The organism is Terriglobus sp. YAF25 (genome assembly GCF_052113305.1).
Lineage (GTDB): Bacteria > Acidobacteriota > Terriglobia > Terriglobales > Acidobacteriaceae > Terriglobus.
Map to the genome: position 1 here is coordinate 1 of NZ_JBFRCY010000111.1, position 12,843 is coordinate 12,843.

Annotated in this window: 12 protein-coding genes and 1 pseudogene; 9 read left to right on the plus strand and 4 right to left on the minus strand. The window is 59.4% G+C overall.

Features of this window, described 5'->3' with window-relative positions; genetic code table 11:
* From AB4043_RS06410 to AB4043_RS06425, 4 genes are all read right to left on the minus strand, one after another.
* The coding region (locus AB4043_RS06410) for a VanZ family protein (protein WP_442306697.1) at positions 1 to 425 on the minus strand (425 nt) is incomplete at its 3' end.
* A 113-nt stretch (positions 426 to 538) separates the two neighbouring features.
* Positions 539 to 1,861 carry an IMP dehydrogenase gene (guaB, locus tag AB4043_RS06415; RefSeq protein WP_442306698.1) on the minus strand — a complete coding sequence of 441 codons (1,323 nt, stop codon included), beginning with the start codon at positions 1,859 to 1,861 and terminating at the stop codon, positions 539 to 541.
* A gap of 58 nt (positions 1,862 to 1,919) precedes the next feature.
* The gene (locus AB4043_RS06420; protein ID WP_442300223.1) at positions 1,920 to 3,104 is read right to left on the minus strand and encodes a diguanylate cyclase; all 1,185 of its coding nucleotides are present in this window, start codon (positions 3,102 to 3,104) and stop codon (positions 1,920 to 1,922) included.
* 311 nt (positions 3,105 to 3,415) lie between these two features.
* Complete coding sequence (locus AB4043_RS06425; RefSeq protein WP_442300222.1) at positions 3,416 to 4,042, minus strand: hypothetical protein; 627 nt, start codon at positions 4,040 to 4,042, stop codon at positions 3,416 to 3,418.
* Positions 4,043 to 4,086: 44 nt separating this feature from the next.
* On the opposite strand from AB4043_RS06425, the gene AB4043_RS06430 reads away from it, so the two are divergent.
* The 9 genes and pseudogenes from AB4043_RS06430 to AB4043_RS06470 all read left to right on the plus strand — a co-directional run.
* Positions 4,087 to 6,264 (plus strand): LptA/OstA family protein, encoded by a 2,178-nt coding sequence (locus AB4043_RS06430; protein WP_442300221.1) that lies wholly within the window; start codon positions 4,087 to 4,089, stop codon positions 6,262 to 6,264.
* Positions 6,264 to 6,989: an LPS export ABC transporter ATP-binding protein gene (lptB, locus tag AB4043_RS06435; protein ID WP_442300220.1), complete on the plus strand. Its 726-nt coding sequence runs from the start codon at positions 6,264 to 6,266 to the stop codon at positions 6,987 to 6,989. Before AB4043_RS06430 ends, lptB begins: the two co-directional genes overlap by 1 nt.
* Before the next feature lie 100 nt (positions 6,990 to 7,089).
* Entirely contained in the window at positions 7,090 to 8,670 is a 1,581-nt protein-coding gene (gene rpoN / locus AB4043_RS06440) for an RNA polymerase factor sigma-54 (RefSeq protein WP_442300219.1), read from the plus strand.
* A 130-nt stretch (positions 8,671 to 8,800) separates the two neighbouring features.
* Positions 8,801 to 9,022 (plus strand): sigma 54 modulation/S30EA ribosomal C-terminal domain-containing protein, encoded by a 222-nt coding sequence (locus tag AB4043_RS06445; protein ID WP_442306699.1) that lies wholly within the window; start codon positions 8,801 to 8,803, stop codon positions 9,020 to 9,022.
* Between the two features lie 12 nt (positions 9,023 to 9,034).
* Positions 9,035 to 9,937: an RNase adapter RapZ gene (gene rapZ, locus AB4043_RS06450; protein WP_442300217.1), complete on the plus strand. Its 903-nt coding sequence runs from the start codon at positions 9,035 to 9,037 to the stop codon at positions 9,935 to 9,937.
* Positions 9,938 to 10,019: 82 nt separating this feature from the next.
* Positions 10,020 to 10,691, plus strand: coding sequence for an ABC transporter transmembrane domain-containing protein (locus tag AB4043_RS06455; protein ID WP_442306700.1), 672 nt, complete (start codon positions 10,020 to 10,022; stop codon positions 10,689 to 10,691).
* Positions 10,586 to 11,500, plus strand: coding sequence for an ABC transporter ATP-binding protein (locus AB4043_RS06460; RefSeq protein WP_442306701.1), 915 nt, complete (start codon positions 10,586 to 10,588; stop codon positions 11,498 to 11,500). Before AB4043_RS06455 ends, AB4043_RS06460 begins: the two co-directional genes overlap by 106 nt.
* Complete coding sequence (locus AB4043_RS06465; protein ID WP_442300214.1) at positions 11,497 to 12,402, plus strand: YicC/YloC family endoribonuclease; 906 nt, start codon at positions 11,497 to 11,499, stop codon at positions 12,400 to 12,402. Before AB4043_RS06460 ends, AB4043_RS06465 begins: the two co-directional genes overlap by 4 nt.
* A 305-nt stretch (positions 12,403 to 12,707) precedes the next feature.
* Positions 12,708 to 12,843, plus strand: a pseudogene (locus AB4043_RS06470) (guanylate kinase); the annotation flags it as partial.

Below are 12,843 nucleotides of genomic sequence, written 5' to 3' on the forward strand. Positions count from 1 at the left end.
GTTCCGGTGCGATCTGGCATGAAGTACTGGTGCAACTCATCGCTGGAGGCGACAAAGACCGTCGTGCAAATCGCCATGAGTGCAGAGCGTGCGCGCCATGCGCCGATAGCCATATGCCGCAGACTGCGGGCGAAGGTCAGCAGCCAGCCACGCAGGCAGGTGATGCACAGCAGGCCATATCCGGTAAAGTGGCCGGTTTTGCGGATGTAGTGGTGGATCTCCTGCCAGCGGGGGGTATCCACTTTACCGAAGATGGCTTCCCAGATCGGCCTGAACATGCCATCGGTGTTGGCCGCCGAGAAGGTGTGTGTGGACTCCGTGATGATGGCGGCGACCATGATGACGGCCGGAAGCCAGGCATAGAGGAGCCACCGCACACCGGTGCGTGATTCCAGATTGGAAGGCCTTCTAAGGAAAACAGTCATCTAGAGCATTTCTCCTGTTGCTGGGCATCCCGGGAGGAGTGTGCAGCGGCGTTTTCATTAAGGAAAACGCCATAGATGCATAAACCCTGCACTACACCTACAGGAGAAATGCTCTATTCGACGTGGTAGTTGGGCGCTTCGCGCGTAATGATGACATCGTGGACGTGCGACTCGCGCAGACCGGCGCCGGAGATGCGAATGAAGCGGCCGTTCTTCTGGAGATCCGGAATCGTACCGCAGCCCAGATAGCCCATGCCGGAGCGCAGGCCGCCGACAAGCTGGTAGACCATGTTCTCCAGCGGTCCGCGATGCGGTACGCGCCCTTCGATGCCCTCAGGAACAAACTTGGCGAGCCGGTTGGAGTTCGTCGTCTCGGGAGCAGTGATCGACTGCCGCTCCGCCTGCCCATTCATGTCGTCTTTGCCCTGGAAGTACCGCTCGCCCGATCCCTGCGCCATTGCAGAGAGTGAGCCCATGCCGCGGTAGGCCTTGAAGCTGCGGCCCTGGTAAAGGATGGTCTCACACCAGATGGAGCCAGGTCCAATGCCTACCTTCACAGCGTCGGCGCCGGCTTCGATGAGAGCAGCGCAACCCTCGTAGGTGGCAATGTTGCCGGCGATGAGGTCAACGTTGGGGAAGCGCCTCTTGCACTCAGCGACAGCCTCCAGAACGCGGCTGGAGTGGCCGTGTGCGGAGTCGATGGCGAGCGCGTCGACGCGGGCCTTGATCAGCTCAGCCGCGCGCTCCAGGAAGTCACCCGTGGCGCCAATGGCTCCGGCGACACGCAGACGGCCCTGGTCGTCCTTGCAGGCGTTGGGATACTTCAACTTCTTCTGGATGTCTTTGACGGTGATCAGGCCCTTCAGCTCGTAGGCGTCGTTGACCACCAGAAGCTTCTCCACGCGATGCTGGTGGAGGATCTGTTCAGCCTGCTCCAGGGTCGTGCCGACCGGGACGGTAATGAGGTTGTTTTTGGTCATTACCTCGTCGATGCGGAGATCGGTGCGGGAGACGAAGCGGAGGTCGCGGTTGGTCAAGATACCGACCAGCTTGCGGTTGCGTGTGACCGGAACGCCGGAGATCTTGTAGCGCCGCATCACATCAAGGGCGTCCGCGATCGGCTGATCGGGTCCGATGGTTACCGGATCAACGATCATGCCGGACTCAGAGCGCTTGACCTTGTCGATCTCGCTTGCCTGGGACTCGATCGTGAGATTGCGGTGGACGACCCCCATACCGCCCTGCTGCGCCATAGCGATGGCCAGACGGGACTCGGTTACGGTGTCCATCGCGGCCGACATCAGCGGAATATTCAGCATGATGTTGGCGGTAAGACGGGTCTGCGTGGAAACCTGCGTGGGGACAACGTCAGAGTACGCAGGAACAAGCAGGACGTCGTCGAAGGTAAGTGCCTCAGGTACGGGTGACACGATCATGTTCTTGAGATTGTAGAGCAGTTGGACGAAATGGGTGTGTCGGGCGCCCAGCCTGCGGCTACGTCACAGCGACCCGATTGCGGCCTTGTTCCTTAGCTGCGTAGAGGTTACGGTCAGCACGGGCTAGTACGGCAAAGATGTCGCCGTCGCCTGGAAAGGAGGCCGCAATGCCGATCGAAACGGAAAAGTGGAGCTCTTCTCCGGTATCGGAGGTGACCGGGACTGAAGCCACGGTCGAGCGGATGGACTCGGCAAGTGCGAAGGCAGTCTCAGGCAGTGTGTTGGGAAGAAGGATGGAGAACTCCTCGCCTCCAAGGCGGCCCATACGGTCGTGCGGTCGAAGACAGCTCAGGGTGGCGGCGACGAACTCGAGGATAACGCGGTCTCCGGTGGCATGGCCCCAGGTATCGTTGATCGATTTGAAGTGATCAAGATCCATAGCCAGCATGGAGATGGGAGAACCGGTGCGCCGAAACCGTTGAAAGATGTTGGCGCACTCTTCCAGAAAGGCCCGGCGGTTCAGGGACCCGGTCAGAGGATCGGTGCGCGCGGCGGTGATGAGGGCATCGTAGGAGACCTTGAGCCGGTGGAAGAGCGGCCGGTAGAGGAACAGCGCCTCGGCGAGCAGCAGGAGCAACATGAGGCAAAGCAGGAGCAGCGTGGTCTGCTTCAGCCGCTGGATCGCCTCTTCGCTGTCTGCCTGATAGGCGGCAACCGAGGCCTCCAATGCAGGCAAGAGCTTTTGCTCCAGAAGGAAGCCGATTGCAGCCAGGTCCTTGCTGCTGAGGCTGACTTCTTCATGCCGGGTAGCCGCGAGGTGCTTGGCGCGGTCGAGGAACTGGTTCCCGAGGTCTTCGAGGGAGTCTTTCTGGTCGAAGTAAATGGTCTGCAGCCGCGGCGTGGAGGGCGCGAGGATGTGTGGAGAGACGGAGCCGTGCAATAGGTTTTCGCGCTCCCGTTCCATCTGGGTAATGGCATTGATGAGCTCCACCCGGGCCCGGACAAAATCTTCGGAGCCATCGGCCATCTGCAGGGAGATGCGGAAGATACGCTGCGCAAGCATCCGTTGTCTGCCTGCCATGTTCACCGTGCCGGCGGTAGCGGCCTGACGTTGGATGATGGCATCGGTCAGCAGGTGTGAGCTGATGGAGAGACTTGCGATGAGCAGCAGGGCAGTGACATAGATGACCGTGGTGCGCCGCGAGACAGGCGTACTGGCCAATTTGGCCGGGTGGTGACCCATGTCGCTCCTTGGGGAAGGGATGGCATCCAGGTACAGAGATGTTGCTGTTACGCACTAACTTAGCAGGGAGCAGTGGATCTGCCGCCAGTTTTGTTGAGGACATAACGCGTCAGGGATAGATTTCGTTCCAGAGCCAATCCATACCGTGTGGTGACAAATTTGGTGAGCCCGCACTCGGGGTGCCCCATGCGTCGCGACAAGCGATGGGCGATATTCGAACGCAAAGTTCGAACCGTAGTTTTGTTTGTCATCTCGTAGCGCAAGCGGAGAATCTGCTTCTCTCCCAAACGCCTTCGTGGCTATCCGGCGTTCTAATTCAGCCGTTGCAGACTGGCAACCAGTTTTTCGGCCAGCGGCTCTCCGGATTCGGTCCAGAGCAGGCGGCTGGAGATGCCGCTATGTTTCTCAACCGACAGAGTGAAGGCCAGAAGTTTCTCGATGTTCTGTTGGATTTTTTGTTGGGCGGTTTTGTCGAGATCCTCGTCTTCCAGAACCCATGGTGTGTCGAGGCCGAAGTCAACGCGGATATGGCCGTTCTGGTCGTAGGCGCCTTCGTCAAACTCCGGGCCAAAGCCGCTGACCTTGACGGTATAGGGCTGCAACCGCCAGGTGGTGTCAAAGCCCCCGACGGACTCCGGCAGCCAGAGCTGCCACTTCATCTCGAACTCGTAGGCGGTGTCGTCATGTAGCTGTTCTGTGGCTTCGCGGACGGCATTTTCGATCCTGGCGTCGTCGCTTTCCTCGGAACGCTCGTCGTTGACATAGATGCGCTGGTAGGTGGGCGACTCGGTCCAGTCAATGGGAATGGCGGATGCCGCGGAGACGCGGCTATCGCCGGAGATACGGGCAAACTGCTGCAGGACGCTGATCAGAGCGGCGGGCAACGCTTCCAGCCGGAAGTTCGGAAACCAGAGGGAAAGGTAGAGTTGATCGCTCATGCAGGCTTCATTGTAGGCCGGTGAGAGAATAGATGTGGCACGGAATGCGGATTACGGTTGAGCGATTGCGGATGTGGCTGCTGGTCGGTGCGGGCGCGCTGCTCTTGCTGGTGGCGGGCTTTATTGGCTATGCGCGGTATCGGACAGGAAGTTTTCTGAGGAAGATCCCGGCAAAGCTCGGGGTCGATATCAAGCAATCGACGAACGGATTCACCTATTCCCAGAGCGTCAAGGGTCGCACGTTATTTACCGTACATGCGTCGAAGATGATTCAACGGACCGACGGTAAGGTGACGCTACACGACGTCAACATCATCGTGCATGACGGCTCCAGGATCGACCGCATCAGCAGCAATGAGTTCGTCTACGACCAGAGCAACGGCGTCATCCAGGCGGACGGCGAGGTCCACCTCGACCTGGACTCTCCTGAAGGCAAAGAAGAGCAGGCGGCCGTTCATGTGAAGACCAGCGGTCTGGTCTTTCTGCAGAAATTGGGTCTCGCAGCCACCGAAAAGCCAATCGAGTTTGTCGCCAAAGGGGTAAGCGGCCACGCTACCGGCGCCGACTACAGCACCGATACCGGGCTGCTGGTACTGCATTCTGCCGTGGACGCGACGACTGAGGCCAAGGGCCGTCAGGTTCAGATGTTCGCCGGATGGGCTCAGCTCGACCGCAAGGGACAGATTGCGCAACTGAAGCAGACCCGGATGGTGCAGGGTGACTCCGTTGGCGAAGCAGCTGAGGCGACGGTGCATCTCCGCCGGGATGGCTCGGCCGAGCGGATTGAAACCTCTGGAGGGCTTAAGGTGACCTCCAATGATGGCCGTCTGCTGACTGCGCAGCGCAGCGAGACATGGCTGAGCGCCCGCAGTGAGCCGGAACAGGTTCGGCTTCAGGGGACAGTGCACACGGAGCAGAACACAGGCGAACGGAGTTCGCGCGGCGATGCGTCCGAGGCGCTGGTGGAATTCGGGCCAGGCAGCTTGGCAAAGGTCGCCCACCTGACCGGGGGCGTGCATCTGACAGATGCGGAGGGTAAGCGGACCTCGCGGGATCTGCGCGCGGCCAAGGTCGATCTCCACTTCGAACAGGTGGAGAAGAATTCCGTGCTGCGTTCAGCGGTAGCTGAGGGAGATGCCAACGTGCTGAGCGTTGCCGATGGCGCACGCAGCCACTTCCAGGCTGATCTGCTGACCGCGCAGTTTGCCGGCGACCGGCGTCCTCGTGCGTCGCATGTCCATGGTGAGGGTCATGCCCGCATGGAATCGGTCTCAGCGAAGGGTGTCACCCAGACCGGCGCTTCGGATCGTATCGACGTCGCCCTGAATGCCGCCAATGAGGTGGAATCGGGCACGATGTCCGGCGGCGTGACGGTGACGCAGGCCAGCGTGGTGAAGGGACAGCCTCGGCAGAGCAGGGCCACGGGCGACCAGGCCATGTTGAAGCAGGATGGTCTGATTGAGCTGACCGGACATCCGCGCGTCGGCGACGGAGACGGAAGTGTAGAGGCGGAACGGATCCAGATGCAGCGCCAGACGCAGCAGACCTGGGCCATTGGCAATGTGAAGGCGAACTATACCCGCGGCAGCGACCCCATGCACGTAACCGCGGACCGGGCTGAGTGGAGACCTCAGGACGAGCTGGCGATCTTTACCGGTGGAGCCCGGCCGGCGCGCCTGTGGCAGTCGAACTCACAGGTCGAGGCTCCCGCGATCACGCTTGACCGTGGGAAGCATACGGCTATGGCCGAGGCAGGCAACGGCATGGTGCGAGCAGTGCTGGTCTCGGCGGCTACGCCGAAGCGTCCCTCGGCGGTCTATCGCATTACTGCCCGCGAGATGAGCTTCAGCGAAGCCCAACACCAGGTGGAGTTTGCCGGACCTGTTCGGATGGACAGCGCCGACGGCACCATCAGCGCGCGGCAGGCGACGGTCTTTCTTTCTCCCACCAAAGCAAAAACGGCTGATTTCAGCGGCAGTGTGGAGCGGGTAGTCGCCAAAGAAGATGTTGTGATCGAGCAGGGGCAGCGTCGCGGAACGGGTGGCCAACTGGTCTATACGGCGGCCGATGGGTTGGCCGTGCTTACCGGGTCCCCCAAAGTGGTGGATCCACAACAGGGGACGATCACGGGGACGCAATTGAGCTTCCACGCAGCGGATGGTAGCGTGGTTGTATCGGGCGCGAGCGACCGGCGTGTGCGCACCGAAACGCAGGTGAAGTAATGCGCAGGCTGTCGACAGATGAGATCGGAAAGAGCTACGGCGGCCGCCCGGTAGTACGCGGGGTCAGCCTGCACGTCAGCCAGGGCGAGGTCGTCGGCCTGCTTGGCCCCAATGGGGCGGGAAAGACGACAAGTTTCTACATGATGGTGGGCCTGGTGAGGCCCGATATCGGCCGGGTGCTCTCAGACGGCGCCGATATCAGCCGGGTTCCCATGTATATGCGGGCTCGGAAGTTCGGCATCAGCTATCTGCCGCAGGAGCCTTCGGTCTTCCGTAAGCTCTCGGTCGAAGAGAATATTATGGCTGTTCTGGAGGCGCAACAGCTCTCGCCGGAGACCCGGCGGACGCGCCTGGAAAAGCTGATCGAACAGCTGAATCTAGGCCCCGTTCGCAAGACCCAGGGCTATGCGCTTTCCGGCGGTCTGCGCCGGCGTGTAGAGATCGCCCGGTGCCTGTGCATCCAGCCGGCCTTCATCCTTCTGGATGAGCCATTTTCAGGAATCGATCCGATCGCGGTGCTGGATCTGCAGGAGATTATCTTTGACCTGAAGACCAGCGGGATCGGCGTCCTGATTACCGACCACAATGTCCGCGAGACGCTGAGTGTCACCGACCGTGCCTACATTATTAATGAGGGCAAAATTTTCCGGGAGGGAACTCCGGGTGAACTTGGACGCGATCCGGAGGTCAAGCGCATCTATTTGGGAGAGGGGTTTTCGTTGTAGTACAACCCCCACTTTACAAGCCTGCATGCGGGTGTAGACTACGGCACACGGTCGGAGAGACCCCTGCCGCGGAGATAAAGAAGGGATCCAGTAACAAAGAGTGCTCCTCCAACCCAAGCTCAACGTAAAGATCTCCCAACGCCAGGTGTTGACGCCTGGCCTGATGCAGATGGTCAGCGTGTTGGCTCTGAACAAGCTTGAGCTCAGGGAGATGATCAACACTGAAATCGTCGAGAACCCTGTCCTTGAGGAGATCGAGAGCAACGATCCTTCCTTCGAAGAGCTCGCCGGGCGCGAGGGCGACCGCGAGCGGAGCGCCGAAGAAACTGCCGTCAAGGAAGAGAAGGATCCCTTTGAGGAGATCGACTTCGGCAGCTACTTCCAGGAGTATCTGGACCCCGGTTTCCGGACAGGAAATCTGGGCGCTGAGGAGCTGGACAAGCCCTCCTTCGAGAACTTTCTTTCCAAGCCAAGCACACTGACGGACCATCTGCTGTGGCAGCTCGGCTCCGTCAGCCTGCCGGACGAGGTGCGATCCGCCGCGGAACTGATGATCGGCAACCTGGATGAGAACGGGTATCTCGTTGCTACCGACGAAGAGCTTGCCACGGCTTTACGAGAGCAGGGGATTGAGCATTCCGAGGCGGCTCTGGAAGAAGCTCACAAGGTGATCGGAACACTTGACCCCGCCGGCGTGGGAGCGCGTGATCTCAAGGAATGCCTGCTGATGCAGCTTGCCGCGCGTGAACGCGAGGCCGAGGCGGCTGCCGAGCGGCGTGCCACCTCCCGCGCCCAGAAGGAGCATGAGGACGACTTCTCTGTCGAGATCGATCGCCGTGTCGAGGATGTTGAGAAGCTGGCGGCAGAGCATCGTAGCTGTGTCATGCGGATCGCCGATGCGATCGTGCAGCAACATCTGTCTCTGCTGCAGAAAAAGGACATGCGCGAGCTTGTGAAGGAGTGCGCGCAGTCGCCGGAGACAGTGCAGGAGGCGGTGGATGTGATCCGCTCGCTCGATCCTCGTCCAGGCCAGCGCTACAACAATACGGAGACGCGGCTGATTGAGCCCGATGTCGCCTTTGTAAAGCGCGGCGATGAGTACGTGGTGGTGATGAATGAAGAGGATATGCCGGCGCTGCGGTTGAATGCGGGCTATCGCCGCATGATGCACCAGAAGGATGCCGACCGTGACCTGAAGGAGTACGTCAAGGAGCGGTATCGTTCGGCGATCCAGTTATTGCGGAATATCGAACAGCGGAAGAATACGATCGTGCGCACCTGCGAGGCGATTGTGCGCCGCCAGCATGACTTTCTAGAGAAGGGCATCGACGGTCTGCGGCCAATGATGATCAAGGAAGTCGCCGAGGAGATCGGTGTACATCCGTCTACGGTCAGCCGTGCGGTGTCGAACAAATATGTCCATACGCCGCAGGGCGTATACGAGCTTCGTTTCTTTTTCTCGGAAGGAGTGAATGGGCCTGAAGGTGGCGACCTTCCCCTGCTATTGCTCAAACGGAAGGTAAAGAAGCTGATTGAGGAAGAGGATCCGCGCCAGCCTTATACGGACGACTACCTGGCTGCTGAGCTGCAGCGGCAGGGAATTCAGATTACTCGTCGTACCGTCGCAAAGTACCGGGAAGAAATGCAGATTCCCAGTACGCATAAACGCAGAGTACGCTAGTCGCGTCTAACCAGACCTTAGAAAGAGGTGCCCAATATGCACGTGGAATACACCGCACGAAAGGTCGTTGTCACCAAAAAGCTGAAGACCCAGGCCGAAGCTGAACGGCAGCGCCAACGGCAAGCTCTCCGTGATCGCGCATAGCTTCCCGCAGGCAGCCAGCCTGCCGGAGCCACACATCGTTCGCTCGCTGGATTCGGTAGCGATGCGCCCCATGACCCTGGAGGAGGCGCTGAAGGAAGCACACTACCGCGATAGGGATATCTTTATCTTCCGTAACCGGACGGGGCAGCTGCTAGTGCTGCATCGGATGCGTGACGGCAAGATGGAGCTCATCGAGACTCCGGCGTAGTAGCATCTCTCCATGCCAAAGAAGGGTACGCGGGCGGCATCCCCAAAGAAAAAATCGGACGGAAAGGACAGGCTCGTCATTCTGACGGGCTTGTCCGGTTCCGGCAAGCTCAGCGCTCTGAAGGCATTTGAGGATCTTGGGTTCTACTCGGTTGACAATCTGCCGCTGGAACTGGTTCCCAGGTTTGCCGACCTGGTGCGGCAGTCGCATGAGATCGATCGTGCAGCTCTGGTAGTAGATGTGCGCGAGGGCATGAAGCTCGACGCGTTTCCCGCAATCCTGAAAGAAGTCCGCGAAGTACTGGACACCAGAGTTGTCTTCCTGGAGGCGACCGACGAGGTGCTGTTGCGCCGGTTCAGCGAGACGCGCAGGCCTCATCCACTGGGGCGGAACGATACGGTGCTGCAGTCGATTCAGCGGGAGCGGAAGCGGCTCGATCCCATCCGGAATGTGGCCGATGTGATTCTGGACACCACCAAGTTCAATGTCCACGAGCTGCGTACCCACATCAACCAGCAATTCGATCGTGGAGATACCGATCAGAACCTGCTGGTGAGCTCCATCAGCTTCGGCTTCAAGAATGGTGTGCCCCCGGAGGCTGACCTGGTCTTCGATGTGCGCTTCCTGCCGAATCCGCACTTCATCCCCGAGTTCCGCAAGGAAACCGGGCTGAACCCCAAAGTGGCGCGCTACGTCAAACGCTTCCCGCAGACGAAGGAGTTCCTGGACAAGACCACCGACCTGATGAAGTTTCTGCTGCCGTTCTACGTCAAGGAAGGGAAGAGCTACCTGACGATCGCCTTCGGATGTACTGGTGGCCAGCACCGCTCGGTCGCAATCGCCGAAGAGATGAAGAAACGGCTGGAGGCCGAGGGCTATCGGGTGAAGAGCGGCCACAGGGATATGCCGCGCTGATGGGCGACCGGCACGCCTTTGGGGCGCTGATTAGAATAAGACGGATGTCTCCCATTACCAACTTCGGTCTGGGGGTGCGCATTTGAGGCGCATCTGGAGGCTGCTGCTGTACGCGCGGCCGTATCTGCTTCTGGGGACCTATCTGGTGAACTATGCCGGCTTCGGCATGATCACGGACCTGCGCAACGACCTTTATAACGCCGTACTTCGCCGGTCGGTTGCGTTCTTTCAGAGGCACACGACGGGTACGCTGCTTTCCACGCTGATCAACGACATCGAGAAAGTCCAGGTTGCGATGTCGTCTGTATTGAGCGAACTGCTGCAGCAATTCTTCACGCTGTTGTGGACGGCGGTGGTTGTGGTTCTGATGGGCGGCAGGCTGAGCTGGGTGCTCCTGCTGTTTGTACCGGTAGTGATCTCGTCGGCGCGGCGCATTGGTCGCAGTGTGCGGAGCTCCACACGGAAAGGCCAGGATAAGCTCGCCGAGATTCAGAACATCCTGCATGAGACGATTACCGGCAACCGCATTGTGAAGGCGTTCGGAATGGAACTATGGGAGATGAACCGCTTCCGTAAGGCAGCGCGTCGTCTCTTCCGCGCCAATCTGAAGCCGGATCATTCATCTCATTTCTGGTGGCCGTATTCACGTTGTATGACCCGGTCCGCAAGTTCGCCATGTTCTACAACAGCTTCCAGCAAGCCCTCGGCGCCAGTGATGAGATCTTCCGGTTCATGGACGCGCAGGATGATGTGACCGAAAAGAAGAAGGCGCTTCCCCTGCAGGGCTTCCAGAACGAAATTCGATTTCAGCATGTCGGCTTCGCCTACGAGGTCGACCATGAACAGAAGCAGGTGCTGCGCGACATCAATCTGGATGTAAAGCGCGGCGAAGTGATCGCCTTTGTCGGTCCCAGCGGCGCCGGCAAGTCGACGCTGGTGAACCTGATTCCGCGCTTCTTCGATGTGACTGAAGGAGCAATCACGTTCGATGGTCACGATCTGCGCGACGTAACCATTGCATCGCTGCGCAAGCTGATCGGCAAGGTGACGCAGGAGACCGTTCTATTCAATGACACGGTGCGCAACAATATCGCGTATGGCCAGCCCGATGTCCCATTAGCCCGGGTACAGGAGGCGGCGAAGGCGGCTCTGGCGCACGACTTCATTGAGCGGTTGCCGAACGGCTACGACACTATGATCGGCGAAAAGGGGGCGCGTCTCTCTGGCGGAGAACGCCAGCGGCTTGCGATTGCGCGAGCCTTGCTGAAGAATGCGCCCATCCTGATTCTGGACGAGGCGACCTCGGCGCTGGATATGGAAAGTGAGGCTCTGGTGCAGGCCGCGCTGGCCAATCTGATGCAGGGACGTACAGTATTCGTCATCGCGCATCGGCTGAGCACGGTTCGCCGAGCCGACCGCATCGTCATCATCGAACACGGGCAGATTACCGAGATTGGGTCGCACGAGGAGCTGCTACAGCTCTCCGGCACCTACAAGCGGCTGTATGACTTGCAGTTCGTCACCGACCGGGCTGTTGAAACTGTTGCAGAAGGGACCGCATGAGTCTTGCATATTCGATGACGGGCTTTGCCCGTATTCAAGGCAGTGTGGCTGAGGGCGTGGGATTTACGCTCTCGCTGAAGAGTGTCAACCACCGTTTCCTCGATCTCCATATGCGCCTTCCGGCAGGTTGCGATGCATTAGAGATGCAGCTTCGCAAACTGCTGAAAGAGCAGTTGCGCCGCGGCCACGTTGAGGTAACGCTGCAGCTCGATCGCCAGCGCCAGCGCACACTGCAGTATGACCGTTCCACGGTGGCTGCCTATGTTGAGGCGTACCGCCGTGCGGCAGAGGAGAATAATCTTTCCGGAGATCCGGATCTCTCCAGCATTCTGCGCATGCCTGGTGTCTTCAGCTCGGATGGCGAAGATTCTGAGCTGAAGCCGGAGCAGATTGAGGCAGCGGTGCTGCAGGAGGTGGAGCCGCTGATCGCCTCGCTGCGGTCAATGCGAGCGCAGGAGGGTGCGGCCCTGGTAGCCGAACTCGATGCCTGCATGGTGCGTATCGGGGCCGTGGCAGATGAAGTTAACACGTTGCGGCTTGACGTGCGTGCCAGCTATTACGAGCGTATCCGGACGCGGATTGCGGAACTGACCGAAGGTGCCGGTATCAGCGAAGAGCGCTTGCTCTCCGAGGCTGCGGTGATGGCCGAACGCAGTGACGTAGAAGAGGAGATTGTCCGGCTGAAGACCCATGTCGACCACTTCCGTGGCCTGCTCGCCGCTGGTGGAGAGTTGGGGAAGAAGCTCGATTTTCTGCTTCAGGAGCTGAACCGGGAATCAAATACGCTGCTCTCCAAGACCAGCGGAGCCAATACGGCGAATGGTCTCAGGATCACCGAGCTTGGCCTGGAGCTGAAGACGGTGATCGAAAAGGCAAGGGAACAAGTCCAGAACCTGGAATAAGGGCGGCTATGCCGCCCGGTTGCTAGTTCCTGGTTCTTGGGCGCTAGTTGTGGGATAGAGCATTTTCCCTGTAGGTGTAGCGTAGGGCTCCCGCATCTATAGGGCGTTTTCCGCAATGAAAACGCCTCCTTATCGCTCTTCCGGGATACCCAGTAACAGGGAAAATGCTCTAGCCGGTCCTCCCTTTTTGTCATTTCGGAGTGACCGTAGGGAACGGAGAAATCTGCTTTTCTACCGACTCGCTTCCTTGCGAAACATGGAAGGCACCGTGTTATGTACACTTTCCAAAAGAAACATTCCTTCTGATGGCAGGCATTCTCTTTATCATCTCCGCGCCTTCCGGCTCGGGTAAGTCGACTCTTGTGGCCGGTGTTCGTTCGCTCGTAGCCGGGCTTGAATTTTCGGTCTCCTACACCACCCGCGCACCGCGCGGTTCTGAGG

Bases quoted from the DNA above. Each gene is read 5' to 3' on its own strand.
- guaB (WP_442306698.1), bottom strand. From the start codon at position 1,861: ATGATCGTGTCACCCGTACCTGAGGCACTTACCTTCGACGACGTCCTG.
- AB4043_RS06420 (WP_442300223.1), bottom strand. From the start codon at position 3,104: ATGGGTCACCACCCGGCCAAATTGGCCAGTACGCCTGTCTCGCGGCGC.
- AB4043_RS06425 (WP_442300222.1), bottom strand. From the start codon at position 4,042: ATGAGCGATCAACTCTACCTTTCCCTCTGGTTTCCGAACTTCCGGCTG.
- AB4043_RS06430 (WP_442300221.1), top strand. From the start codon at position 4,087: ATGCGGATTACGGTTGAGCGATTGCGGATGTGGCTGCTGGTCGGTGCG.
- lptB (WP_442300220.1), top strand. From the start codon at position 6,264: ATGCGCAGGCTGTCGACAGATGAGATCGGAAAGAGCTACGGCGGCCGC.
- rapZ (WP_442300217.1), top strand. From the start codon at position 9,035: ATGCCAAAGAAGGGTACGCGGGCGGCATCCCCAAAGAAAAAATCGGAC.
- AB4043_RS06465 (WP_442300214.1), top strand. From the start codon at position 11,497: ATGAGTCTTGCATATTCGATGACGGGCTTTGCCCGTATTCAAGGCAGT.